We start from the raw sequence: 24,019 nt of genomic DNA, 5'->3' as shown, positions 1-24,019 counted from the left end.
GGTGTGCGGCGGCTTCTCGGCCAACGGGGGCGGAACCGGGGAAAACCAGGGTGCGCCGGGGCGTTCCGTGCCGGATCATGGGCGGCATGTGTGCCGACACGAGTGCCGAACGCCCGCCGTCCCCGCTCATCCGGCTGAACGTGGACGGCGACACTCCCGCCGACGTCATCGACGCCCTCTTCCTCGGCCCCTTCACCCGCGGCGAACAGCCCTACGCGCGGGGCCACTCGGTGGAGCGCGTCCGCTCCGGCGCCTCGCTCCTGCCGCCGGAGGCGCGCGTGGTGCGCTCGGCGCGGGACGACGACCGCAGGGCGCTGCTCGCCGAGGGGGACGGCTGGTCGCTGCTGGCGGCGCGCTGGAACCGCAGCGCGGACGTGACGGTGACGGCCGTCAGCGACGAGCTGGCCAAGAAGGTGCTGGAGCAGGCGGTGGAGGGCGCCGAGGACGACCCCGAGCCCCAGCCCGAGCACGTCACGATGGGGTTCTGGTACCTCTCCCCCCGGCGCGGCCCGTACCGCACGACCCGGCAGATCTCCGCCGGCACCTGGGAGGAGGTCCGGGCCAACTACACGGCGCCGGTGGCCGAGGCGATGGACGGGCTGATGAAGGTCACCCCGGACGACATCGCGGGCCGGCTGCTGCTCCTGCACGGCCCGCCGGGCACCGGCAAGACCTCCGCGCTGCGGACGCTGGCCCGCTCCTGGCGGGACTGGTGCCAGGTGGACTGCGTGCTGGACCCCGAGCGGCTGCTGAACGACGTCGGCTATCTGATGGACATCGCGATCGGCGAGGACGACGGGTCGGCGAAGGGCCGCTGGCGGCTGCTGCTCCTGGAGGACTGCGACGAGCTGATCCGCGGCGAGGCACGGCACGCGGCCGGCCAGGCGCTCTCGCGCCTGCTCAACCTGACGGACGGCCTGCTGGGGCAGGGCCGCAACGTCCTGGTGGGTGTCACCACCAACGAGGACCTGGAGCGGCTGCATCCCGCCGTGGTGCGTCCTGGGCGCTGTCTGGCGCGGATCGAGGTGGGGCCGCTGACGCGGGCGGAGGCGGTGGGCTGGCTGGGCCGCGAGGAGGGGGTGGGCCGCTCGGGGGCGACCCTGGCCGAGCTCTTCGCCTTGCGGCGCGGTGTCGGGCCGACCTCGGTGCCGGCCCAGCAGGAGGGTGCGGATGCGGGGTTGTACCTGTAGCGGGATTTTGCCCCTGCCCCGCCCTTTCACCGTTTCTTGTCCTCAATCGCCGGACGGGCTGATTTCGTTGCCCGGAACCGGGGGAAAATCCAGCCCGTCCGGCGTTTGAGGACCGGGGGTCCGGGGGCGGAGCCCCCGAATCAGTCGCCGTAGGCGACGCGCAAGGCGTCCTGCACGGCCGACAGGGCGGCCCCGGGCGTCAGCCCCAAACGGTGCACGCGCTGCGCATAGGCCGCGGCCGCCGCCGCCGCTTCGCGGTCGGCCGTGTCGCCCGGCGCCGCGATGAACGTGCCGTTGCGGCCCCGCGTCTCGATGACCCCGTCCGCTTCGAGCGCCCGGTAGGCCTTGGCCACGGTGTTGGCGGCCAGGCCCAGTTCCTCGGCGAAGCCGCGCACGGTCGGCAGCTTGTAGCCCACCGGGAGCGCGCCGGAGCGGGCGCGCTCGGCGATGCGGGCGCGGATCTGCTCGTAGGGAGGTTCGGCGGCGTCCGGGTCGACGGTCATCTGCAAAGCCATACGGCCATTGTGCGCTACAGCTCCAGTGCGGCGCCGTAGCCCCGCAGCCAGGTGTCGATGCCGAGGACGACCTCGGTGGCGGAACGGAAGGAGTCGCCCGCGTCCTCGGCGAGGGCACGGGCCACGGTGCCCTGGTCGAGCAGGGGGCGTACGGGCGCGTCCGGGTCGGCGAGCACCTGCCGCAGCCTGGCCTGCAGGGCCGCGGCGTAGCGCGGGTCCTGGGTGCTGGGGTAGGGGCTCTTGACCCGGTCGGCGACGGCGGCGGGCAGCAGGTCGCGGGTGGCGGCGCGCAGCAGGGACTTCTCGCGGCCGTCGAAGGTCTTCATGGACCAGGGGGTGTTGAAGACGTAGCTCACCAGACGGTGGTCGCAGAAGGGGACGCGGACCTCCAGTCCGGTGGCCATGCTGGCCCGGTCCTTGCGGTCGAGGAGCATCTGCACGAAGCGGGTCAGGTGCAGGTAGCTGATCTCGCGCATGCGTCGCTGCAGGCCGCTCTCGCCCCGCAGATAGGGCACTTCGGCGAGGGCCTCGCGGTAGCGCGCGTCCTGGTAGCCCGGCATGTCGATCTTGGCGAGGAGGCCCTTGTCGAGCAGGGCGACGCGGCCGCCGCTGTTCTCGCCGGAGAAGTGGTCGGCGACGCCCGCGGCGATCCACGGGAAGGTGTCGGCGTGGACGGACTCGGGGTCGTGGAACCACCGGTAGCCGCCGAAGATCTCGTCCGCGGACTCGCCGGACAGGGCGACGGTGGACTGTTCGCGTATGGCCTTGAAGAGGAGGTACAGCGAGGTGTCGCCGTCGCCGAAGCCGGCGATGGGCAGGTCGCGGGCGGTGAGGACGGCGTCGCGGTGGGCCGGGTCCATGAGGGCGGCGGTGTCGAGCACGATGTCGGTGTGGTCGGAGCGCACGTGTTCGGCCAGCGCGTGGGCGTAGGGGCCGTCGGGGGTGGGCCGCAGGGCGTCGGCCTTGAAGTGGTCGGTGTGGCCGGTGAAGTCCACGGAGAACGAACGCACCGGGCCGCGGCCGGTCTCGGCGAGGCCCTTGGCGGCGAGGGCGGTGATGGCGGAGGAGTCGAGGCCGCCGGAGAGCAGGGTGCACAGGGGGACGTCGGCGACGAGCTGGCGGGCGACGATGTCGTCGAGCAGCTCGCGCACGTGCCGCACGGTGGTGGCGGTGTCGTCGGTGTGCTCCCTCGCCTCCAGTCCCCAGTAGCGGCGCACCGTCAGGCCCGTGCGGCGGATGCGCGCGGTGTGGCCGGGGCGCAGCTCGTACATGCCCTTGTAGACGGCGTGGCCGGGGGTCTTGGTGAAGGCCAGCAGCTCGGCGAGGCCCTCGGCGTCGACGGCGGGGCGTACGGCGGGGTGGGCGAGGACGGCCTTGGGCTCGGAGCCGAAGAGCACGCCGTCGGGGGTGGGGTGGTAGTAGAGCGGCTTGATGCCCATGCGGTCGCGGACCAGGAGGAGTTCCTCGGAGCGCGGGTCCCACAGGGCGAAGGCGTACATGCCGTTGAGGCGGGTGGTGAAGTCCTCGCCCCATCGCAGGTAGGCGTGGAGGACGACCTCGGTGTCGCTGTGGGTGCGGAAGGTGTGGCCGTGGGCCTCGAGTTCGGCGCGCAGCTCGCGGTAGTTGTAGACCTCGCCGCTGTAGGTGAGGGCGAGCCGGGTGCGGCCGTCGTGCTCGACGAGCATGGGCTGGCGGCCGCCCTCGATGTCGATGACGGCGAGGCGGCGGTGGCCGAGGGCGGCGTGGGTGTCCAGCCAGGTGCCGCCGGCGTCGGGGCCGCGGCAGATCATGGTGGCCGTCATCGCGTCGAGGGTGTCCCGGGCCCCGGGCAGGCGCGTGAGGTCCTGGTCGTAGGAGATCCATCCGGTGATGCCGCACATGGTCGCGGTGTCCCCTTTCGGTAGGCCACCCCGGAGGTGCCGGGGTGCGGCTCGAGCCCCCGTGGTCGCGGTCCGCACCATCCCTTTCCGGCGGACCGCGACTGCGACGCTACGCCTGCATAGATGCATCCACCATCTACATTTGGCAAAGTCGTGGGGCCCGGCCGGCCTCACGCCAGGAAGTGGAAGGTCGGCGCCGGGTGCATCAGGAACTCGTGGTGCGAGATGTTCCACGCGTAGGCGCCGGCCATGGTGAACGCGACCCGGTCCCCCACCCTCAGCTCCGCCACCGGCACCCGTGCGGCGAGCGTGTCCTTGGGGGTGCACAGCTGTCCGCTGAGGGTCACCGGCTCGTCCAGGGCGGCCGGGCGGGGCCAGGGGCGGTCCCACTCCTCGACCGGCAGCACGGTGAAGGGGTGGTCGTGGCCCTTGGCGGCGGGGGTGCGCATGTGGTGCGTGCCGCCGCGCAGGACCGCGAAGGCCTCCCCGTGGCTGTGCTTGAGGTCCAGGACCTCGGTGAGGTACCAGCCCGCGTGGACGGTCAGCGCCCTTCCGGGCTCGATGCGCAGGGTGTAACCGGGGTGGCGGCCGGCGAGTTCGGCCAGGCCCTTGCCGTAGGCGGCCCAGTCGAAGGGGAGGTGCGGCCGGCCGTAGTCGACGGCCATGCCGCCGCCGACGTTGACCTCGCTCAGCCCCAGGCCGTGCCGCTCGTCCAGGTCCCGGGCCCAGTCGGTGACGCGGGCGGCGACGGCGAGCTGGGCGGCCGCGTCCAGGCCGCTGGCGAGGTGGGCGTGGATGCCGCGCAGCCGCAGCCGGGTGCCGCGCAGCAGCGGCAGGCAGGCCTCGGCGCGGCGCGGGTCCAGGCCGAAGGGGCTGGGCCGGCCGCCCATGGCCAGCGCCGCGCCGCCCAGGTCGCCGTCCCCCACGGGGAGGTTGACGCGCAGCAGCACGTCCACGGGGTCCTGGCCGGGCCGTTCGGCGGCGAGGGCGGCGAGCAGCCGCAGCTCCTGTTCGCTCTCGACGTGGAAGCGCTCGACGCCCAGGTCGAGGGCCAGCCGCAGCTCGGCCTCGGTCTTGCCGGGGCCGCCGAAGGCGAGCGGGAGGCCGGGCACGGCCTCGCGGACGTGGGCCAGTTCGCCGCCGGAGGAGACCTCGTAGCCGCTGACGTGCGGGGCGAGGGCCCTGAGGATGTCGGGGGCGGGGTTGGCCTTGGCGGCGTAGTACAGCTCCACGCCGTCGGGCAGGGCGGCCCGCACCGCGCGGGCGTGCTCGTCCAGGGCGGCGAGGTCGTACACGTAGGCGGGGAGTTCGCCGGCCGGCAGGCGGGTGGCGTGGGCGGCGACGCGAGGGGTGATCACAGCGTGGTGCTCCAGGGTTCGGTCCGGGAATCCGTCGCGGCCAGCACCGTCAGCAGGTCGGAGACCAGGGGCGAGCCGATGCGGACGTATCCGGCGTGCCGGTCCGCCTTGCGCTCCCAGCGGGTCAGCAGGTTGGCCTTGGCGGGCAGCGGCACCCCGGCGACCAGGGCGCGCAGCAGCGGCGGGTTGTCATGGGCGGCGGCCCGCGCGGCCAGCACCCGGCGGACGGCGGACCAGAGTTCGGGCTCGAGGTGGGGGTGGCGGTCGGCGAGCGCGGCGAGCATCTCGGCGAGGTGGTTGACGAGCAGGCAGTACACGACGCGGTCCCAGCCGCGTTCGCGGTCGTACGTCATGGGGCCGGCCACGTCCTCGGGGAGCGCGGCGAGGACGTCGGCGTGGTGGCCGGGGAGCAGCTTGGTGCCCTCCAGGTCGCGCAGCAGGACCTGCCGGGGCATGCCGTCGGCGTCGACGCCGATCACGACGTTCTGCAGGTGGGGTTCGAGGACGACGCCGTGGTCGAAGTAGGCGGCCAGCACCGGCGGGACGAGCAGTTCGAGGTAGGCGTTCCACCAGGCGAGGGTGGACTCGGGGCCGGTGCCCGCCAGGAGCCTGGAGAGCTGGGCGCCGCCGGTGGGGTACTCGTCGGCGACGGCGGCGGCGAGCAGGGCGGTCAGGCCGGGGGCGAGCCGGGCGTCGAGGCCCTCGCGGACGATGACGCCGAAGCCTTCGGCCAGCTCGCGGCTGCCGAGGTCGAGGGTGCGGTAGCCGGGCTCGCGCAGCAGCTCGGTGCCGGGGAAGCGGGCGGCCAGGTCGGCGGCGACCGGCTCCAGGATCCGGGTCAGGGCGACGGCGCCGGTCAGCTCGTACTCGGCGTTCTTGCGCAGGCAGTTGGTGATGCGCACGTTCAGACTGAACTTCAGGAAGTCCCGGCCGTCGTAGAGGGTGCGCACGGAGGCGGTCGGCCCGAACTCGGCGCCGCGCGGCCCGAGTTCGAGGACGTCCCCGCGCCCGATGGCCTCGCGCAGGACGGGGTGGTCCCGGAGCATGCCGTACTGCCAGGGGTGCACGGGCAGCAGGACGTACCCCTCGGGCACGCTCCCCTGCCGGTCGAAGGCGTCCAGGGCGGTCGCGGTGGCGGCCTCCTGCCGTACCCGCTCGCGGCGCACGGCCAGGTGGTGCAGGGCGAAGCGGGCGCGGGCCTCGGGGGCGAAGCGGCCCCAGTCCTCGGGGGCGCCGGTGCGGGCCTTGGGGGTGGGGTGGAAGCGGTGGCCGAAGAGCAGGGACTGCTCGGAGTCCATGTAGCGGTCGGCGGGGGCGGCCGGCCCCTCCTCCCGGGCCTGCCCGGCCTTGCCGGCCGGCGGGCGGGCGGCGAGGGCGGCGCTGGTGCCGGCGTGGCTGGAGGCCACCTGGCCGAGGAACTCCTCGTTGCGGACGCCGGTGCGCAGCTCCAGCTCGCGGTGGATGTACTCGGCGAGCCTCTGCCAGGGCAGCTCGTGCCAGGCCCCGTCGCGCTGTTCGCCGACTCCTCCGGTGAAGCGGTGGGCGCCGATGAGGGAGGCGCGGCGCAGCCGGACCCGCAGCAGGGTGTCGCTGCGGGGCAGGCGCAGCAGCAGGTGCCCGTCGGTGACGGCGGTCTGGTGCTCGGGGCCGGAGACCTCGCGCAGCAGGCAGTTCAGGAGGGTGTGGGCGACCACGTCGTCGGCGGTGGGCGTACCGGCGACGGCGGAGGAGAGCACTGCGGCGGCAGGGGAACCGGAGGCAGAGGGGGCTGAGGACATTTCAGCGACTCCAGCGGAGGAGGGAGGACGTGCTGACGAGCGCCGTCAGGGCTGCGACGGCGGATCCTGCGACGATGGGGGCGGCCGGGCCCCAGACGTCGTTGGAGACGGCGGCGACCGCTCCGGCGACGACGGCCCCGGCCTTGGATATGAGCTCCAGGGACCCGAACAGCCGGCCGGGTCTGCGGCCCTTGCAGGCCTCGGCGGCCAGCGCCGACAGGCTCACCAGGCCCAGGGTCATGCCGACGCCCAGCAGCAGCCGCAGCACGACGAAGGAGGGCAGGGACTCGGCGCCCCAGTGCCCGGCCAGCGCCGCGGCCACCAGGGCGAAGCCGGTGGCGGCGCCCAGGTGTGGGCGGGTGGCCACGAGCGTGTGCACGGGCTTGGCCAGCAGGGGGTAGCACACGTGCGGCAGGGCGAACAGGAGCCCGCTGACGGCGGAGCCGAGCCCGGGCAGCCGCCCTTCGACGAGGGTGATCAGGTAGGGGTAGGAGATGACGGTGGCGAGGACGAAGGTGAACTCGAGGACGTAGAGGGTGCGCAGGGAGCCGCGGCCCCCGCGTCCCGTCTCCGCCCCGGCCGCCCCGGCCGCAGTGTCCTCGGGGCCCTGCGGTGCGCCGTCCTCGGAGCGCGGTGGCTCGGGGAGCGCGGCCAGCATCACGGCGGCGGCCAGCGGCAGCACGGCGAGCAGCGCGTACTGGCGGTGCGGCGAGACCCAGGGCGAGAGCGTGCCCACCACGATCGGCGCGGCGACGAGCGCGAGCCGGGCGGCGCCCTGCATCAGGGTCAGCGCCCAGGACAGGCGCTGTCCGTCGAGGGCGGCGGCGAGGTAGCCGTTGGAGGCGGCGAAGGTGCCGCCGAGGATGCCCTGCAGGACGAGGGCGGCGGCGAAGGCGGGCAGGCTGTCGGCCCAGCCGGCGAGCAGGAAGGAGACGGCGAGGCCCAGCTGGGCCCGCAGCAGCAGCCGTTTGCGGCCGTAGCGGTCGGCCAGCCGCCCCCACAGGGGGGCGCCGATCGCGCCGAAGACGGTCGGCACGATGTAGAGGAGCCCGGCCCAGCGGGCCTGGTGGTCGCCCAGGCCCGGCAGGATCGCGGTGAGGTAGGGGGGCAGGCCGAGGGCCGCGAAGGAGGCGACGAAGTAGCAGGCGGCCACGGCGTGGATCTGCCGGGTGCGCAGGGCGGCGGGTGCCCGCTGCTCGGTACGGTCCAGGACGGCGGTCACCGGGCGCCCTCCCGCAGGTAATTGGGCCCGTCGACGTAGTGCTTGTTGATGTCGGCGGCGCCCGAGCGCTCCTTGGTGAGCAGCGTCCCCGCGGTGATCATGGCCTTGACCGGCAGCCGGCCGGCGTCCAGCACCCGGGCCCGCAGGACGGCGGCCGCCCCGGGGGCGAGCCGGGCCGTGGCCTCGCAGAGCCGCTCGCGCAGTTGCCGCAGCCATCCGTCGAGCGGTCCCCGGCCGAGGCGGGCCAGCTCGAAGGCGAGGGCGCCCGCGCACAGGTGGACGGTGATGGTCGCGAACACGTCGGCGACCGGGCCGTCGCCCGCCACGAGGATGCGCCGGTCGTCGAAGCCCAGCAGGTCCGCGGCCTCGCCGCCGAGGCGGGCGGCCAGGCGCACGGCGTGCACGCGCGGCCCGTCGTTGTCCTTCAGCAGCAGCCGCAGCCGGGGCCTGCCGTCGATCTCGTCGAGGACGACGGAGGTGTTCTGCTGGTGGGACTCCAGGGCGATGCCGTAGGAGAAGAGGGTGGTGTGCCAGTCCAGGAGCAGGGTCAGATAGGCGTCCACGAAGGCGACGAGCGAGCCGCCGTAGTAGCGCTCCGCGAGGGCGTCGGCGACGAGGCGGCCGTCGGGGGTGCGGGCGAGCAGCCCGGCGACGGTGACGACGTGGGCGTCCTGCAGGCCGGCCGGGTAGCGGCGCACGAGGGCGGCGAGGAGTTCGTGGCCGGCGCCGAGGTGGGTGCGTTCGTCGGCGAGGAGCACGGAGCCGGCGAAGCGCGGCTCGTGGGCGATGACCTCCTCGAGCAGCCGCTGGCCGACCTCGCCGTCGAGGAGGGTGCCGGGCTTGATGGTGCGGCGGTTGCGCTGGCCCAGGGTGGCGGTGGCGAGCGGGAGCTTGAGGTGGACCTCCGGGTCGTCGGCGACGGCGACCGTACGGGTCGACAGGGTGGGGGTCACCTCCAGCCAGGGCTTCTCGGCCAGGTGCGCGGAGCCGGTGAGGCCGGTGGCGCGCAGGGCGTCGACCAGCGGGGCGCCGGCGGTGAGGGGGTGGACGGGCAGCGCCAGGTGGGTGGCGTCCAGGCGGGGCAGACCGAGGGCGGCGGGGGTGGGCCACCAGTGCGGCAGTGCGGCGTGCTCGCCGGTGACGGCCTCGCGCGGCAGGGCGAGCCAGCGCAGCGGGAAGGAGGGGTGGAACTCGGGGGCGTACGCGCGTAGTTCACGTTCGCTGAGGCCGGAGCGGGCGCGGCCGGTGGGGTAGACGGGGTGGTCGCGGAAGGCGGCGAGGGTGTCGTAGGCGAGGGAGCCGCGCAGCCCCGTCCAGTCGGCCACCGTGTGCCCGTACGTCCCGGCCAGCGTCCCGACGACGTCCTCGCGCACCCGGCCGTGCAGCCGCATGGCGGCCAGCGCCTCGTCGCATTCGGCGAGGAAGGCGTCGAACCCGGCCCGGTCCTCGGGCTCGGCGGCCGCCCGGAGCCGGGCGAGGACCGGCCGCAGGCCGCGCACCGGGCCGTTCGCCGTCTCCAGGAGGGGCTCGCGGGCCTGGACCTCGCACTGGAAGCCCTCGGGGCCGACCGGGAGCAGCAACGTTTCGTCCGTGACGGGAAGCCGGAGCCAGTCGCCGTCGGGGCGCGCTTCGGCGACCGCCTTGCTGCGCAGCCGGTATGCGTCCTCGCGCAGCAGGGTGCTGAGCACCCGGCCGAGGAGTTCGTCCTCCACGGCGTCGGGGGCCGTCGCAGCCGCGCTCATGAGACGATCTCCCATCGCCGGTTCGCCAGGAATTCCGCGACGGCACGGTCGATCCGGTCCTCGTCGGTACCGGTCGCCCGCAACACCCCCAGGTAGTCGCGGTTCGTGCGGTAGAGCGGGTGTTCCTCGCCGAGCTCGCGCCAGGGCCGGTAGACCAGCCGTACGCCGTCGTGCTCGGTGTCGCTCGCCCCGGGCGCGGCCTTGAGGGTGCCGGCGCGCTCGGCGCACACGTACTCCATACGTACCCGGCCGTCCGTGCGCCCACCGAGATCGGCCGGAAGCGGCTGTCCGAGGTGGGTGCGCAGGGTGTGCTCGAAGAGCGGGATGTCCAGCAGCCCGGCCAGGACGAGGTCGCACTGGTCGCCGATGGCCCGGTAGTTGACCTCGATGATGCGGGCGCGGTCGCCCTGGGCCACGTACTCGGTGTGGCAGATGCCGAAGCCGATGCCGAGCGCCTTCAGCTGGGCGATGACCTGCTCGCTGTGGGGCTGCGGGAGGGCGGGCAGCAGGTCGAGGCGTTCCTCGATGAAGTAGGGCGGTGGGGAGAGCTGGGTGCGGAAGGCCGCGAAGGCGTGCAGGGCGGTGCCGTCGCCGAGGGTCTCCAGGGTGTGCAGCTGCCCGTCCAGGTACTCCTCGACGAGCAGGGCGGCGTCGGGACGCCGCGCCCTGATCTGCCGGCAGCGGTCGGCCAGTTCGCGCGCGTCGCCGACGAGGACGACGTCCTCGCTGGCCACGCCCTCGCGGGGCTTGAGGACGCAGGGGAAGGGGGCGCCGTCGAGGCGGCCGTCGCCGAGGGCTTCCGGGTCCTCGCCGGGGGCGAGTTCGGCGCAGAAGACGGCGTCGAGGCCGGCTTCGGCGAGGCTGCGGCGCAGCTGGGCCTTGTTCTTGGCGCGCAGGGCGGCGCGCCAGTCCTTGCCGGGGAGGCCGAAGTAGTCGGCGGCCAGGGCCGCCTGGGTCTGCAGGTGGTCGCTGTTGGTGAACACCGCGTCGGGCCGGCCGAGGGCGGAGATCCGGCCTATGACCTCGCGGAAGTCGCGCACGTCGCAGGGGTGGACGTCCAGCTCGGGCAGGGGTTCGCCGCCGCCGGCTACGTGGCGTTCGTAGGCGCGCCGGTGGGCGTCGGGCTGGTCGGTGAGGAGGGTGACGGCCAGGCCGAGGCGGGCGGCGGCGGGCAGGAAGCCCTCGGTGACGGAGTCGGTGGGGTTGAGCGCGAGAAGATGCAGCCGCACGGGGGCACCTTTCGGGGGCAGGGGTGTGGGTGAGGGCGTCCGTGCCGGGCCGCGCCGCACACGCGGCCCGGCACGGAGGGTGGGGAGGTGGAGCGAGGGGTCTTGCGGCGGGGGTGTGATGCGGTGGCCTGCCGGGTGGGGAACCGGCGGGCGGGGGTGGCTACTTGGGCGCGTCGACGCCGGCGGCCTTGGCGATGTCGTCGAGGACGTGGTTCGCGGCCTGGATGCCGATGCCGGACATCCACGTCTCGTCGGGCACCTGGAAGACCTTCTCGTTCTTGACGGCGCCGAGGCCCTTCCAGAGCGGGTTGCCCTGGACGGCGTCCTGCTGGGTCTTCTTCGGGTCGTCGGCGACGGTCACGAAGACCATGTCGGCGTCGGCCTTGTCGATCTGCTCCGGGGAGACCTCGAGCATGGGCTTGTCGACGTCCTGCGACTCGGGGCGGCGCAGGCCGGTGTCGCTCAGGACGATGCCGCTGAAGGACTGCTTCTGGTAGAGGCGGGTGGGGCCGGCGACGAAGCGGACGACGGAGGCGGTGGGCGCCTTGCCGTCGTTCTTCTTCTTGATCTCCTCGCCGAGGGCCTTGGCGCGCTTCTCGTAGGCGTCCATGGCCGAGGCGGCCTCCTTCTCCAGGCCCAGGGCCTGGGCGTGGACCTTCAGGTTCTCCTTCCAGGGGGCGCCGGTGGTCTCGGTGAAGACGGTGGGGGCGATGCCCTTGAGCTTGTCGTAGACCTTGGCGTGGCGGACCTTGGAGGACAGGATCAGGTCGGGCTTGAGCGACATGATGCGCTCGATGTTGGGCTCCGCCATGGGGCCCACGTCCTTGGTGTCCTTCGTCTTGTCGCCGAGGTAGGAGGGGAAGCCGCCCTCGGTCTTCATGTGGGGGGAGACCGCGCCGACGGGCTTGATGCCGAGCATGGTCACGTCGTCCAGCTCGCCGGTGTCGAGGACGACGACGCGCTGGGGCTTCTTCTTGATCTCGGTCCTGCCCATGGCGTGGGTGATCGAGCGCGGGAAGCCGGTGTCGGAGGCGGCGGGCTTGGACTCGTCCGACTTCTTCTCGTCGTCGCCGCACGCGGCGAGCGCGCCGGCACCGATGATCACTGCGAGAGACGTCGCGAACACTCTGCGCATACGGGTGTGGGCCGGCCGGGGCACGGTCATGGTGGGGTCCCTCTCGAGCGGTGGTGGGTGGTGGGGGGCGTCAGGAGGCCGCTGGTGCCGCGCGTCTGGCGGAGCGGGCGCGGGGCACGACCAGGGGGGTGCCGGTCTCGGGATCGGGGACGACCCGGCACTCGACCCGGAAGACCTTCTCGACGAGTTCGGCGGTGAGGACGTCCGCCGGGGGCCCGGCTGCGGCCGGGCGGCCGTCGCACATGACGACCAGGTGGTCGGCGTAGCGGGCGGCCTGGCCGAGGTCGTGCAGGACCATGACGACGGTCCGGCCGGCCTCGGCGTTGAGCTCCTCGACCAGATCGAGCACGTCGAGCTGGTGGCGCAGGTCGAGGAAGGTGGTGGGCTCGTCCAGGAGCAGCAGCGGGGTGTCCTGGGCGAGGGCGAGGGCGATCCAGGCGCGCTGGCGCTGGCCGCCGGAGAGTTCGTCGACGGGCCGGTCGCGCAGTGCGTCGGTGCCGGTGCGGGCGAGCGCGTCCTCCACGGCGTTCTGGTCGGCCTTCGACCAGGGGGTGAGCATCCGCTGGTGGGGGTAGCGGCCCAGGCGGACGAGCGCTTCGACGGTGATGCCCTCGGGGGCGACGGCCTGCTGCGGCAGCAGGCCCATGCGGCGGGCCAGGGCGCGGGCGGGCATCCGGTGGATGTCGCTGCCGTCGAGGGTGACGGTGCCGGCGGCGGGGGCCAGCAGCCGGGCCATGCCGCGCAGCAGGGTGGACTTGCCGCAGGCGTTGGGGCCGACGACGGCGGTGACGGCGCCGCCGGGCAGCGTCAGGTCGACGCCGTCGACGATGACGGTGTTTCCGTAGCCGAGCCGCAGGCCGTGGGTCGCCAGCTCGTTGGCGTTCGTCGTGGCGCTCATCGGGTGGCACTCCCAGCGTTGGGCTTCATTTGACGCAGCATCAGTACGAGCAGCCAGGGCGCCCCGAGGGTGGCGGTGACGACGCCGACGGGCAGCCCGTGCACGGGCAGGACGTGCAGGACGACGAGGTCGGCGCCCAGCAGCAGGACGGCTCCGGCGAGCGCGGTCAGCACGAGCGTGCCGGTGGTGGGCGGTCCGGCCAGGAACCGCACGATGTGCGGTACGGCCAGGGCCACGAAGCCGACGGGCCCGGTGAGGGCGGCGGCGACCGAGGCCAGCACGACGGCGAGGAGCAGCAGTTGCAGCCGGGCGGCGTTGGGGGGCAGGCCGAGGGCGCCGGCGCTGTCGTCGCCGAGGTCGAGGACCGCGATCCTGCGGTGGCAGGCCAGGGCCAGGACGAGCCCGGCGAGGATGACGCCTCCTCCGGCCTCGACCTCGGTCCAGGTCCGTCCGTACACCGAGCCGGTGGTCCACTGCAGGGCGGAGGAGGCGAGTTCGGCGGGGAAGCGGACGATGAGGAGGTTCACGGCGGCGGCGAGGCCGGACTGCACGGCGAGGCCGACGAGGACGAGCCGGGAGACGGTGAACCCGCCCCGCCAGGCCAGCAGTCCGAGCAGGCCGGCGGCGAGCAGCCCGCCGCCGAGCGCGGCGGGCGAGATCAGCGAGGCCGAGGCGCCCGAGGCGATGACGGCCATCGCGCCCAGCGAGGCGCCGCCGGTCACCCCGACCACGTCGGGCGAGGCGAGCGGGTTGCGGGCGACGCGCTGCAGGATCGCGCCGGCGATGCCCAGCCCCGCCCCGGCCACGACGGCGGACAGCACGCGGGGGGCGCGCAGTTCCTGGACGAGCATCACGTTGCCCGGGTCGCCGAGGCCCAGCAGGCCGCGCAAAGCGTCCAGCGGCGGGATCGAGACCTCGCCGGTGCCGAGCCCGATCGCCGTGAGCACCACGAGCAGGGCCGTGGCGGCCGCGCCCAGCAGGGCGGTCCGCCGGCGCTGCCGGGCGAGCGCGCCGCCTGCCGCGCGGGGCGCGGCATCGGTCGTGACGGGGGTCATCGCGCCACCTTCCGGGCGAGGAGGGCCAGCAGGGGCGCGCCGAGCAGGGCGGTGACGATGCCGACTTCCAGTTCGACGGGGCGCAGGACGAGGCGGCCGAGGACGTCCGCGGTGAGCAGCAGCAGCGGGCCCGCGATCAGGCAGCCGGGGATGAGCCAGCGGTGGTCGGCGCCGACGAGCTTGCGTACGAGGTGGGGGGCGGCGAGGCCGACGAAGGAGAGCGGGCCCGCGACGGCCACGGAGGAGGCGGCGAGCAGGATCACGGCGATGCCGCCGGCGGCGCGCACCTTGGCGACCGGGACGCCGAGGGCCTGGGCGGTCTCGTCGCCGAGGGCGAGGGCGTTGAGCGCGGGGGTGACGGCCAGGGCCAGGACGAGGCCGATGACGAGCGGGGCGAGGACGGGCAGCAGGATGTCGGTCTGCCGCCCGGCGAGCGAGCCGGCGAGCCAGAAGCGGGCCTCGTCCAGGGTGCGGTGGCTGGTGAGCATCACCGCGGAGGTCCAGGAGATGAGCACGGCGTCCAGCACGGTGCCGCCGAGCGCGAGCCGTACGGGGTCCAGGTCGCCGGCGCGGCGGGCGAGGGCGAGGACGGCGAGGGTGGCGAGCGCCGCGCCGGCGAAGGCGAAGGGCAGGTACTGGGCCGGGTGCGTCAGGTGCAGCGCGTAGCTGGCGACGACCACGGCGAAGCCGGCTCCGTGATTGATGCCGAGCGTGGCGGGCGAGGCCAGGGGGTTACGGGTGATGCCCTGGGCGAGGGCGCCCGCGACGCCGAGGGCGGCGCCGACCACCACGCCGATGACGGTGCGCGGCACGCGCAGCCCGGTGACGACCAGGCCGTCGCTGCTGCGGTCCCCGTCGGCCAGGGCGTGCCACACGGTGCTCAGCGGCACGGCGCGGGAACCCGCGGCGAGGCTCAGCGCCACGCACAGCACGAGCAGCGCCAGGCCGCCCGTCAGCAGCAGGACCCTGCGGAGTGCCGCCGGACGCCCGGCGACGGGCCGGGGTGGCCGGACTGGCCGGACATCGGTCGCGTTCACGGGAACGACCTTAGGTTAGGCAAGCCTAAGCTTGTCAATTCCCGTTGAATGCTTGCCCGCAATGCCCGTATTTCTTTATGACGAGGTGCCACCTGCGCCACCGAGGCGCCGATAGCGCGCACGGCGTCCCGAGCGCCGCTCGTGCTGGTCACGCGCCCTGAGAGCAGCCATTTCCGCTCCGATCACCCGACCAAGGACCGAAAGGAAGTTCCCTTCCTCTTCTACGATGCGGTCCACGATCCCGTTCGCCAAGAGGTCGGCGGAGCGCACTCCCTGACGCCCCGCGACCTCGTAGGCCCGCTCCGTCGTCCGGTGCAGGATCGCCGACGCCCCCTCGGGCGGCAGCGGCGACAGCCAGGCGTGCCGTGCCGCCACCACCCGGTCCGCCGGCAGCAGCGCCAGGGCCGCCCCGCCCGCGCCCTGACCCAGCAGCAGGCACAGGGTGGGTGCGGACAGATCGACCAGGTCGGCGAGGCAGCGGGCGATCTCCCCGGCGAGCCCGCCCTCCTCGGCCTCCCGCGAGAGGGCCGCCCCGGCGGTGTCCACGACGGTCAGCAACGGCAGGTCCAGTTCCGCGGCGATCCGCATGCCCCGCCGGGCCGCCCGCAGCCCCGCCGGCCCCAGCGCCTGCCCGGTGGCCGGGTCGGGATGGCTGCCGCGGTCGTGGCCGAGCACCACGCACGGTGTGCCGTCCACGCGCGCGAGGGCGAGCAGCAGCCCCGGATCGCGCTCCCCCGCGCCCGTACCGCTCAAGAGCGTGACGTCGGTGGCGGCGGCGCGCAGGAACTCCCGTACGCCGGGCCGGTCGGGGCGGCGCGAGCGGCGGATCGACTCCTCGGCCGGGGGCGCCTCGGCGCTCGCCCCGGGCGCGGGATCCGGTGCGGGCGCCGCGGGCTCCGCGGCGTCGTCGCACAGCACGGACAGCGCCCGCGCCGCGACCTCCGACAGCCGCCCCGCAGGCAGCACCGCGTCCACCAGGCCGTTCGCCAGCAGGTTCTCGGCGACCTGTACGCCGGGCGGGAACTCCTCGCCGTACAGCGCCTCGTGCACCCGGGGCCCCAGGAAGCCGATGAGGGCGCCGGGCTCGGCGGCGGTGAGGTGGCCCAGCGAGCCCCACGAGGCCAGCACGCCGCCGGTCGTGGGGTGCCGCAGATAGACGAGGTAGGGCAGCCCTGCCGCCTTGTGGTCGGTGATCGCGGCGGTCACCTTCACCATCTGCAGGAAGGCGATGGTGCCCTCCTGCATCCGGGTGCCGCCCGAGGCGGGCGCCGCCAGCAGCGGCAGCCCCTCGGCCGTCGCCCGCTCCACGGCCCGCACCAGCCGCTCCCCCGCCGCGACCCCGATCGACCCGGCCAGGAAGCGGAACTCACAGGCCACGAGGGCCACCCGGCGCCCGGCCACCCGCCCCTCGCCGGTGACGACGGACTCGTCGAGCCCGGTCCGCTCCCGCGCCGCCAGCAGGTCGGCGCGGTAGCCGGGGTCGTCCGCCGTCACCGCGACGGGGGCGTCCCAGCACCGCCAGCTGCCGGGGTCGACGGCGGCCAGGATCAGATCGAGCGCGGACGTGCGATTGCTGGAGTCGGCCATGGTGACAGCCTGTCACGCCAGGGCGAGAAGGCCACCGAGACCGCCCGACCGGGCCAGCGCCTCCAGCTCGTCCAGCGCCGAGCGGGCCGCCCGCGCGGCGTCGGGGTCGCTGCCGTCCAGGCCGCTGTCGGCGAACTCGTCCTCGTCCAGGCGCAGTACGGCGGAGCCGTCCGCCGAGACCCACAGGTCCAGATCGAGGTCCTCGACGACGATCGCGCCCTGCTCGGCGTGCGCCGGGCGGGTGACGTCGCAGTACCAGCCCTTGAGCACCCCGCCCGCGTCCCGCACCTCCTTGACGGCGTACCAGCGGTCGCGCCAGTAGTGCTCGGTGAACACGTCGCCGTCCTCGAACCGCACGAAGCCGAAGTCGCGCGTCTGCGCCCCCGCCCACGGCGCCCGTACGACGACGCGCGTGCCGTCGTCGTGGACGACGGCGGCGGAGTAGCGCACCTTGATCCGGCCCGCCTTCCGCAGGAAGACGGCCACCGCGGCCCCCGTCGTCAGGGTCGCCGCCGCTGTACTGGTCATGATGAGGAAGCCTCCGTGCCTCGCCGCTGGTCAACGGCGGCAGCGTCTCCCGGCGAGGGGGTCCGGAGCCACTGATTTACCGGGCGGTCCACGGCCGGCGAGGTGCTCGCGGGAATGCGGGACAGCGTCCTGGCCGGCCCGCCCTCACCATGTCCGGGCCCCGGCGCACGACCCGGTGGCACCGGATGGCACCGCATGGCGCCACGTAACGCCACTTGGCGCCATCAATGCGCCATCACGACTTGCCGTGGCGCCATAGTGGTGCCATGATGACGTCATGGACCTCACGCCCTATGTCGACAACCTCCGCCACGAGCTCGCGGTCGCCGCCGATGCGGGCGGGGACGACGCCCGCGCCCTGGCCGAGCGGCTCACCGCGCCCTTGGAGTCGGCCGCCCGGCTGACCCTGTTGAACGCGCTGTCCGCCGCCATGGACGAGGTCACCCGCGACCTCGCGCCGGGCTCCGTCGACGTACGGCTGCGCGGGACGGACCCCGAGTTCGTGGTGACGCCGCCGCCGGCCCCGGAGGCGTACGAGCGGGGCGGGGAGCCCGAGAGCGTGCCGGCGCCCGCGCCCCTCGTCGCCGCGGACGGCGACGAGGGCGGCACGGCGCGCATCAACTTCCGCCTCCCCGCGCACCTCAAGGCCCGGGTCGAGGACGCCGCCGGGCAGGAGGGCCTGTCGGTCAACGCCTGGCTGGTACGGGCCGTCGCCACCGCCCTGGAGCCCGGCAAGCCCGCCCGCCCCGCAGGCAGCAGCCGCCATCAGGGCCGGCAGAGCTTCACGGGCTGGGTCCGCTAGCGGACCCGCCCTCCGCACCACTTCTTCCTCACCCGCCCCACCGGCGGGAACACACTCCACAGCCACGAGGACGGAACCGCCATGCCTGCTTTCGACACTCCCGAACCGATCTCCGTCGTCCTCGAATTCGACCTCGGGACCGCCCGGATCACCGCCGGAAAGCGCCTCGACACGGTCGTCGAGGTGCTGCCCGCCAACGCCGCCGCCGACATCGACGTACGGGCCGCGGAGCAGACCAAGGTCGTCTTCTCGGGCGGCACGCTCTCGATCAAGGGACCGAGGAAGCGCTCCCTGTTCGGCAAGAGCGGGGCGCTCCGGGTGAGCGTCGAGCTGCCGGCCGGGTCGGACGTGCGGGGCATCACGCCCATGGCGGACTTCCTCTGCGAGGGCCGCTTCGGGGAGTGCCGGATCAAGACGTCCATGGGTGACATCCAGGTCGACGAGGCGACGACCGTGAACCTCAGGAGCAGCTGGGGCGACATCCGAGTGGACCGCGTGTCGGGCGACGCCGAGATCGTCGGAGCGGGCCGGATCGAGGTCGGCGAGATCGCGGGCGCGGCCGTCGTCAAGAACGGCAACGGCGAGACCTCGATCGGCTCGGTCACCGGCGACCTGAGGGCGAACTCCTCCAACGGCCGCATCTCCGTCGACGTCGCCCACGCCTCGGTCAACGCCAGGTCCGCCAACGGCTCCCTGCGCGTCGGGGATGTGACGCGTGGTCAGGTGACGCTCCACACCGCCGCGGGCGACGTGGAGGTCGGCATCAACGGGTCCACCGCCGCCTGGCTCGACGTGCACACCGGCGCCGGCGGCGTGCACAACTCCCTCGGCGCCTCCGACGGCCCCGGCGCCGCCCAGGAGACCGTCGAGGTGCGCGCCCGCACCGGGGTCGGCGACATCGTGATCCGCCGCCCCTGACCGGATGACCGACCCCTCCCGGCGATACCGCACACAGACAGGACTGTCATGATCATGACCAATGCCGCGATCTTCGCGCCGCCCGTCGCACCGGCCATCACCGTCAGGGGACTGTCCAAGTCCTACGGCGGGAAGACGGTGCTCGACGGCATCGACCTGACGATCCCCCGGGGCACGGTCTTCGCGCTGCTCGGGCCCAACGGCGCGGGCAAGACCACCACCGTGCAGATCCTCTCCACCCTCATCCCCGCCGACGCGGGAGAGGTGACGCTCGCCGGCCACGACCTGGCCCGCGAGGCCGACGCGGTCCGCGCCGCGATCGGCGTCACCGGCCAGTTCGCCGCCGTCGACAACCTCCTCAACGCCGAGGAGAACCTGATGCTCATGGCGGACCTGCACCATCTGCCCCGCCGCGAGGGCCGCCGACGGGCCGCCGAACTTCTGCGCCGCTTCGACCTCACCGAGGCGGCCAGGAAGCCGGTCACCACCTACTCCGGCGGCATGCGCCGCAAGCTCGACCTCGCGATGACCCTGGTCGGCGACCCGCGCGTGATCTTCCTCGACGAGCCCACCACCGGCCTGGACCCGCGCTCCCGCCGCACCATGTGGGAGATCATCCGCTCCCTGGTCGCCGACGACGGCGTGACGATCTTCCTCACCACCCAGTACCTGGAGGAGGCCGACCAACTGGCCGACCGCATCGCCGTACTGGACGGCGGAAAGCTGATCGCCGAAGGCACCGCGGAAGAGCTCAAGCGGCTCATCCCCGGCGGCCACATCTCCCTGAGGTTCGCCGACCCGGCCGCCCTGGACCTGGCCGCCGCCCACTTCCCCGCCACCGGCCGCAACGACGAGGAACTCACCCTCCAGATCCCCTCCGACGGCTCCGTCCCCACCCTCCGCGCCGTCCTGGACGTCCTCGACGACGCCGGCATCACCCCCGAGGCCCTCTCCCAGCACACGCCGGACCTCGACGACGTCTTCCTCACCCTGACCGGCTCCGACAAGCAGGAGACCTCCCGATGAGCACCCTCTCCTACGCCGCCCGCGACTCCGTCACCATGTTCCGCCGGAACATGAAGCGCGCGGTGCGCTACCCGACCGTGGTCGTGACCATCGTCCTGATGCCGGTCCTCTTCCTCCTCCTCTTCAACTACGCCTTCGGCGGCGCGCTCGGGACGGGAATCCAGGGCCCCCAGGTGAAGGGCGACTACATCGACTACATCGCCCCGGGGATCATCCTGATGACCGTCGCCACCGGCTCCATCGGTGCCGCGCTCGGCGTCTGCATGGACAAGACGGAAGGCATCGTCAACCGCTTCCGCACCATGCCCATGTCCCACACCTCCTTCCTCACCGGCCACGTCCTCGGCAATCTCGTCCAGACCGCCCTCGGCACGGCCGTGGTCACCGCCGTCGCCTTCGCCATCGGGTTCCGTCCCGACGCCACCGCCCTGGAGTGGCTGGCCGCCACCGGCCTCCTCGCCTTCCTCGCCTTCGCGCTGACGTGGATCTCGGCCGCCATGGGCCTGGTCGCCAAGACCGTCGAGTCCGCCTCCAACCTGCCCATGCCGATCACCCTCCTCCCCTTCCTGGGCAGCGCCATCGTGCCCACCGACACCATGCCGTCCTGGATGCGCTGGTTCGCCGACCACCAGCCCTTCACCCCGGTCAACGAGACCCTCCGCGGCCTGCTGATGGGCACCGGGATCGGCGACAGCGGCGTCGTGGCCCTCGCCTGGTGCACCGGCCTGAGCCTCGTCGGCTACCTGTGGGCCCGCTCCGCCTTCCACCGCGGCGCCCGCCGCTGAACCGCCCGTCGTCCCACCACCACCCTCACCGGAGGACACCATGCGACGAGAAACCCCGGCACACTCCCCCGAGCAGACGGCCCCTGTGGTCGAGGAACTGCCGACGGGCCGCCCCGCGGGCTGCCCCTTCGACCCGCCCGCCGGGCTGGCGGAGCTGCGCGAGCGGCAGCCGCTCGTGCGGATGCGCTACCCCGACGGCCACTTAGGCTGGCTGGCCACCGGGTACTCCACGGCCCGCGCCGTCTCCTCCGACCCCCGCTTCAGCTCTCGCTACGAGCTCATGCACTCCCCCTTCCCGGGCACGGAGGAGCTCACCGAGATCCCCCCAGCCCCGGTCGGCGACCTCACCGGCATCGACCCGCCCGAGCACACCCGCTACCGGCGGCTGCTCGCCGGCAAGTTCACGGTCCGCCGGATGCGCGAACTCACCGCGCGCGTCGAGCAGATCGCCACCGAGCACCTCGACGCCATGGAGCGGAACGGCCCGGTGGTGGACCTGGTGGAGGCCTACGCCCACCCCGTCCCGGCCCTGATGATCTGCGAACTCCTCGGCGTGCCCGAGGCCGAGCGCGAGGTCTTCATCTGGCGCGCCGCGGCGATCAGCGACCCGGCCTCGACCGTCGAGCAGCAGATGGAGGCCGTGAACGCGCTCGCGGAGTTCGTCCACGAGCTGGTGCTGGCCAAGCGGGCCGCCCCCACCGAGGACATCCTCAGCGACCTGACCACCACCGATCTCACCGACGCCGAGCTCGCCGGCCTCGGCGGATTCCTCCTCGCCGCGGGCCTCGACACCACCGCCAACATGATCGCCCTGGGCACCTTCGCCCTCCTCGGCAACCCCGGGCAGGCGGCCGCCCTGAGCGCCGGCCCCGAACTCGCCGACCAGGCCGTGGAAGAGCTCCTGCGCTATCTGAGCATCGCCCACACCGGGGTCCGGGTGGCCCTGGAGGACGTCGAGCTGGACGGCATCCTCATCAGGGCCGGCGAGTCGGTCACCGTCTCGCTCCAGGCCGCCAACCGGGACCCGGCGCGCTTCCCGGACCCCGACACCCTCGACCTGCGCCGCAAGGCCACCGGCCATCTGGCCTTCGGCCACGGCATCCACCAGTGCCTGGGCCAGCAACTGGCCCGCGTCGAGATGCGGGTCGCCCTGCCGGCGCTCTTCACCCGCTTCCCGGACCTGCGCCTAGCCGTCCCGCCCGCGGAGGTGCCCCTGCGCACCGGCATGAGCATCCACGGAGTGCACCGGCTCCCCGTCGCCTGGGACGAGGAACCGGCCTGACGCACGGGATGCGGGACCCCGTCAGCTCACCATCGACGCGCAGTTCGCCGGGGTGGCGTTGGCGGGGTCGAGGGCGTTGGCGGCCTCGTGGAAGGCGACGCGGTCGATCGTGCCGAGGGTCAGGTGCATGGAGATGTCGACCGGGCACAGGTCCTGGACCAGGACGTTGCGGACGTTCGGCCCGGAGAGGAACTGCGTCTCGTAGGGCGTGACGACCTCGTCGTAGCGGGTCGCGATGACGGTGTAGCGCACGCCGGGGACGGTGTCGCCGCCCTCGTTGAGGCGCTTCATGAAGTCCGAGCCGACGACCTGGTCGGTCAGGCCGGGGGCCGTGCTGCCGATCACGCCGCGGGCGCCGGGGACGATGTCCAGCAGCTTGGTCAGCCCGGACAGGGTGGTGCCGTGGTTGTTGGGCGCGATGCCGACCAGGGCGCCCACCTTCTTCGCACCGCCGTTGAACTTCATGTACTGACGGGGGAGCATCCCGCCCTGCGAGTGGCCGACGATGTCGACCTTGTCCGCGCCCGTGGCGGCCAGCACCTTGTCGACGTCCCCGGCCAGTTCCTCCGCCGACTTCGCGACCGGCCCGAGGCCGTGGAAGGCGGGGACGCCGGGCAGCTTGCCGTAGTCGAAGGAGAAGACGCAGTAGCCCCGGTTCACCAAGTAGGGCGCGAAGGCCCACCAGTTGCTCTTCGCGTTCTCGAGCGTGCCGTGCACCAGGACGACGGGCCGGGGGTGGGCGGCGGAGGGCTTGCAGGAGTAGTCGTTCCAGCCACGGCTGACGGTCTCCGCGGTGCTGGGAGCAGCTGCCGCGGTCCCCGGAACCGCGGCGGCCGCCACGGTCAGAGCCAACGCGGACAGGATCGATTGGAACGGTCTCCGGGGGCTACGGCGCAGCGTCACTCGAACTCCTCGCAGGTGGGGGGTGGGTATGCCGAACAGCACCGGCAACTGTGTTGCGGGCGCATTAAATGGGCGTTAATTACTCTTCAGTAGGGTGCGGGCAATCTTTTGCTTTCGTCAAGCAAGTTCCAACAGTTGCCCACGAAAGATTCAGGCCACGTACAAGGTGGCGGCGGGCCCCACGGCCCCCACGCCGAAGCGCGCCCGCGCCCGGTCCACGGCGGCCTCCACGCGCCGCGCCTTCTCGTCGGCGGGGTCGAACGTCAGCTGGTGCGCGGCGAGGCGCGCGTCGCACAGCCCTTCCGCGCGCAGCGCCACGGCCCGCACCCTGGCCCGCTGCAGCGCGAGGGAGGCGTGCAGCGCGTAGGCCGCGGCGGTCAGTTCGGGGGTGTGCGCGGTCGGCTCGGTGAAGGTCCGGGACCGGGTCGTCGACGAGCCGTCGGCGTAGCGGACGGTGAGCTTCAGCCCCCGTGCGACCTGTCCGCTCCCCCGCAGCCGGGCGCCCAGCCCGTCGGCGAGCGCGAGCAGCGCGTGGCGCCGGTGTGCGGCGTCCAGTTCGTCGCCGCCGAAGCGGTGTTCCGCTCCCATGGAGCGGGCCCGGGCGTCCGGGGTGACGGGCGTGGGGTCGAGGCCGCGCGCCCGCTCGTGGATCCGCCGCCCGGCGGCCGCGCCGAGGATGCGCTGCAGCGCGCCCAGCGGCGCGTCGGCGATCCGCCCGATGCTGTCGAGCCCGTACGAGCACAGGGTGCGGGCGGTGGCGGGCCCCACCCCGTACAGCGCGGCGGCGGGCTTGCGGGCCAGGAACGCGGCCACGGCCTCCGGCTCGCCGGAGAGCGTACGGACCGCTCCGGGCGCCCCGTCCTGCGCGGCCATCCGCGCGAGCATCGGATTGCCGGCGATCCCGATCGTGCAGTCCACCCCGTACCGCGCGAGCGTACGCACCCGCAGCAGCTCCGCGAGCTCTTCCGGCCCGTGCCCGAAGTAGCGCACGGCGCCCCGGACGTCCATGAGCGCGGCGTCGGGCGGCAGCGCCTGCACGACGGGCGTGACCTCGGCGAGCAACGCGAGCAGCCCGTCGTAGGTCTCCTCGTCGAGGACAGTCCCGCAGGCAGGATGGAAGTGCACGTACAGAACGGCACCGCGTTGTGG

At 73.8% G+C, this 24,019-nt stretch carries 21 protein-coding genes; 6 read left to right on the top strand and 15 right to left on the bottom strand.

Translation table 11 applies throughout. The features are described 5' to 3' along the window. Positions 1–86: 86 nt before the first annotated feature. Positions 87–1,190: a DUF5925 domain-containing protein gene (locus tag AB0G59_RS21050; RefSeq protein ID WP_360913672.1), complete on the top strand. Its 1,104-nt coding sequence runs from the start codon at positions 87–89 to the stop codon at positions 1,188–1,190. Positions 1,191–1,330: 140 nt separating this feature from the next. Here AB0G59_RS21050 and AB0G59_RS21045 read toward each other — a convergent pair whose 3' ends face one another. The 13 genes from AB0G59_RS21045 to AB0G59_RS20985 form a co-directional block, all read right to left on the bottom strand. Next, complete coding sequence (locus AB0G59_RS21045) at positions 1,331–1,705, bottom strand: GntR family transcriptional regulator (RefSeq protein ID WP_360913670.1); 375 nt, start codon at positions 1,703–1,705, stop codon at positions 1,331–1,333. A gap of 14 nt (positions 1,706–1,719) precedes the next feature. Next, the gene (asnB, locus tag AB0G59_RS21040; RefSeq protein WP_360913668.1) at positions 1,720–3,585 is read right to left on the bottom strand and encodes an asparagine synthase (glutamine-hydrolyzing); all 1,866 of its coding nucleotides are present in this window, start codon (positions 3,583–3,585) and stop codon (positions 1,720–1,722) included. A 170-nt stretch (positions 3,586–3,755) separates the two neighbouring features. Continuing rightward, positions 3,756–4,943 (bottom strand): type III PLP-dependent enzyme, encoded by a 1,188-nt coding sequence (locus AB0G59_RS21035; RefSeq protein WP_360913666.1) that lies wholly within the window; start codon positions 4,941–4,943, stop codon positions 3,756–3,758. Next, positions 4,940–6,721, bottom strand: a complete 1,782-nt coding sequence (locus AB0G59_RS21030) for an IucA/IucC family protein (RefSeq protein WP_360913664.1) — start codon at positions 6,719–6,721, stop codon at positions 4,940–4,942. Before AB0G59_RS21030 ends, AB0G59_RS21035 begins: the two co-directional genes overlap by 4 nt. Position 6,722: 1 nt before the next feature. Further along, positions 6,723–7,943 carry an MFS transporter gene (locus AB0G59_RS21025; protein ID WP_360913662.1) on the bottom strand — a complete coding sequence of 407 codons (1,221 nt, stop codon included), beginning with the start codon at positions 7,941–7,943 and terminating at the stop codon, positions 6,723–6,725. Next, positions 7,940–9,685, bottom strand: a complete 1,746-nt coding sequence (locus tag AB0G59_RS21020; protein WP_360913660.1) for an IucA/IucC family protein — start codon at positions 9,683–9,685, stop codon at positions 7,940–7,942. Before AB0G59_RS21020 ends, AB0G59_RS21025 begins: the two co-directional genes overlap by 4 nt. Continuing rightward, complete coding sequence (locus tag AB0G59_RS21015; RefSeq protein ID WP_360913658.1) at positions 9,682–10,914, bottom strand: ATP-grasp domain-containing protein; 1,233 nt, start codon at positions 10,912–10,914, stop codon at positions 9,682–9,684. The genes AB0G59_RS21020 and AB0G59_RS21015 overlap by 4 nt, the downstream gene beginning before the upstream one ends. 160 nt (positions 10,915–11,074) lie before the next feature. Next, positions 11,075–12,079, bottom strand: coding sequence for an iron-siderophore ABC transporter substrate-binding protein (locus AB0G59_RS21010; protein WP_360913656.1), 1,005 nt, complete (start codon positions 12,077–12,079; stop codon positions 11,075–11,077). A 40-nt stretch (positions 12,080–12,119) separates the two neighbouring features. Then, positions 12,120–12,947, bottom strand: coding sequence for an ABC transporter ATP-binding protein (locus tag AB0G59_RS21005; protein WP_360913654.1), 828 nt, complete (start codon positions 12,945–12,947; stop codon positions 12,120–12,122). Continuing rightward, the gene (locus tag AB0G59_RS21000) at positions 12,944–14,002 is read right to left on the bottom strand and encodes an iron ABC transporter permease (RefSeq protein ID WP_360913653.1); all 1,059 of its coding nucleotides are present in this window, start codon (positions 14,000–14,002) and stop codon (positions 12,944–12,946) included. The genes AB0G59_RS21005 and AB0G59_RS21000 overlap by 4 nt, the downstream gene beginning before the upstream one ends. Continuing rightward, positions 13,999–14,964 carry an iron ABC transporter permease gene (locus tag AB0G59_RS20995; protein WP_360913740.1) on the bottom strand — a complete coding sequence of 322 codons (966 nt, stop codon included), beginning with the start codon at positions 14,962–14,964 and terminating at the stop codon, positions 13,999–14,001. Before AB0G59_RS20995 ends, AB0G59_RS21000 begins: the two co-directional genes overlap by 4 nt. A 150-nt stretch (positions 14,965–15,114) precedes the next feature. Continuing rightward, positions 15,115–16,626 carry a carboxyl transferase domain-containing protein gene (locus AB0G59_RS20990; protein ID WP_360913651.1) on the bottom strand — a complete coding sequence of 504 codons (1,512 nt, stop codon included), beginning with the start codon at positions 16,624–16,626 and terminating at the stop codon, positions 15,115–15,117. Positions 16,627–16,638: 12 nt separating this feature from the next. After that, positions 16,639–17,154: a DUF402 domain-containing protein gene (locus AB0G59_RS20985; RefSeq protein ID WP_360913649.1), complete on the bottom strand. Its 516-nt coding sequence runs from the start codon at positions 17,152–17,154 to the stop codon at positions 16,639–16,641. Between the two features lie 277 nt (positions 17,155–17,431). Between AB0G59_RS20985 and AB0G59_RS20980 the strand changes: the two genes are divergently transcribed. The 5 genes from AB0G59_RS20980 to AB0G59_RS20960 all read left to right on the top strand — a co-directional run bounded on the left by AB0G59_RS20980 (position 17,432) and on the right by AB0G59_RS20960 (position 21,967). Beyond that, positions 17,432–17,956, top strand: coding sequence for a hypothetical protein (locus tag AB0G59_RS20980; RefSeq protein WP_360913647.1), 525 nt, complete (start codon positions 17,432–17,434; stop codon positions 17,954–17,956). Positions 17,957–18,037: 81 nt separating this feature from the next. Further along, positions 18,038–18,874: a DUF4097 family beta strand repeat-containing protein gene (locus AB0G59_RS20975; RefSeq protein WP_360913645.1), complete on the top strand. Its 837-nt coding sequence runs from the start codon at positions 18,038–18,040 to the stop codon at positions 18,872–18,874. 48 nt (positions 18,875–18,922) lie between these two features. Further along, positions 18,923–19,900: an ATP-binding cassette domain-containing protein gene (locus tag AB0G59_RS20970; RefSeq protein ID WP_360913643.1), complete on the top strand. Its 978-nt coding sequence runs from the start codon at positions 18,923–18,925 to the stop codon at positions 19,898–19,900. Further along, positions 19,897–20,685 carry an ABC transporter permease gene (locus AB0G59_RS20965; RefSeq protein ID WP_360913641.1) on the top strand — a complete coding sequence of 263 codons (789 nt, stop codon included), beginning with the start codon at positions 19,897–19,899 and terminating at the stop codon, positions 20,683–20,685. The genes AB0G59_RS20970 and AB0G59_RS20965 overlap by 4 nt, the downstream gene beginning before the upstream one ends. Positions 20,686–20,725: 40 nt before the next feature. Further along, positions 20,726–21,967: a cytochrome P450 gene (locus AB0G59_RS20960; RefSeq protein WP_360913639.1), complete on the top strand. Its 1,242-nt coding sequence runs from the start codon at positions 20,726–20,728 to the stop codon at positions 21,965–21,967. 21 nt (positions 21,968–21,988) lie between these two features. Here AB0G59_RS20960 and AB0G59_RS20955 read toward each other — a convergent pair whose 3' ends face one another. Together AB0G59_RS20955 and AB0G59_RS20950 are read right to left on the bottom strand one after the other, a co-directional pair. Beyond that, a complete protein-coding gene (locus AB0G59_RS20955) occupies positions 21,989–22,828 on the bottom strand; it encodes an alpha/beta fold hydrolase (protein WP_360913738.1) in 840 nt (279 codons plus the stop codon). 192 nt (positions 22,829–23,020) lie between these two features. Next, complete coding sequence (locus AB0G59_RS20950; RefSeq protein ID WP_360913637.1) at positions 23,021–23,995, bottom strand: hypothetical protein; 975 nt, start codon at positions 23,993–23,995, stop codon at positions 23,021–23,023. Positions 23,996–24,019: the final 24 nt, after the last annotated feature.

The organism is Streptomyces sp. NPDC021096 (assembly GCF_040641275.1).
GTDB lineage: Bacteria > Actinomycetota > Actinomycetes > Streptomycetales > Streptomycetaceae > Streptomyces.
Note: the sequence above shows the minus strand (reverse complement) of the source record. Positions and strands in the feature narration are given on the sequence as shown.

Coding starts and splice junctions, on each gene's coding strand:
- asnB (WP_360913668.1), bottom strand. CDS start 3,585: ATGTGCGGCATCACCGGATGGATCTCCTACGACCAGGACCTCACGCGC.
- AB0G59_RS21000 (WP_360913653.1), bottom strand. CDS start 14,002: ATGACCCCCGTCACGACCGATGCCGCGCCCCGCGCGGCAGGCGGCGCG.
- AB0G59_RS21030 (WP_360913664.1), bottom strand. CDS start 6,721: ATGTCCTCAGCCCCCTCTGCCTCCGGTTCCCCTGCCGCCGCAGTGCTC.
- AB0G59_RS20975 (WP_360913645.1), top strand. CDS start 18,038: ATGCCTGCTTTCGACACTCCCGAACCGATCTCCGTCGTCCTCGAATTC.
- AB0G59_RS21050 (WP_360913672.1), top strand. CDS start 87: ATGTGTGCCGACACGAGTGCCGAACGCCCGCCGTCCCCGCTCATCCGG.
- AB0G59_RS20970 (WP_360913643.1), top strand. CDS start 18,923: ATGATCATGACCAATGCCGCGATCTTCGCGCCGCCCGTCGCACCGGCC.
- AB0G59_RS21005 (WP_360913654.1), bottom strand. CDS start 12,947: ATGAGCGCCACGACGAACGCCAACGAGCTGGCGACCCACGGCCTGCGG.
- AB0G59_RS21010 (WP_360913656.1), bottom strand. CDS start 12,079: ATGACCGTGCCCCGGCCGGCCCACACCCGTATGCGCAGAGTGTTCGCG.
- AB0G59_RS20980 (WP_360913647.1), top strand. CDS start 17,432: ATGGACCTCACGCCCTATGTCGACAACCTCCGCCACGAGCTCGCGGTC.
- AB0G59_RS20990 (WP_360913651.1), bottom strand. CDS start 16,626: ATGGCCGACTCCAGCAATCGCACGTCCGCGCTCGATCTGATCCTGGCC.
- AB0G59_RS21045 (WP_360913670.1), bottom strand. CDS start 1,705: ATGGCTTTGCAGATGACCGTCGACCCGGACGCCGCCGAACCTCCCTAC.
- AB0G59_RS20965 (WP_360913641.1), top strand. CDS start 19,897: ATGAGCACCCTCTCCTACGCCGCCCGCGACTCCGTCACCATGTTCCGC.
- AB0G59_RS20960 (WP_360913639.1), top strand. CDS start 20,726: ATGCGACGAGAAACCCCGGCACACTCCCCCGAGCAGACGGCCCCTGTG.
- AB0G59_RS20985 (WP_360913649.1), bottom strand. CDS start 17,154: ATGACCAGTACAGCGGCGGCGACCCTGACGACGGGGGCCGCGGTGGCC.
- AB0G59_RS21020 (WP_360913660.1), bottom strand. CDS start 9,685: ATGAGCGCGGCTGCGACGGCCCCCGACGCCGTGGAGGACGAACTCCTC.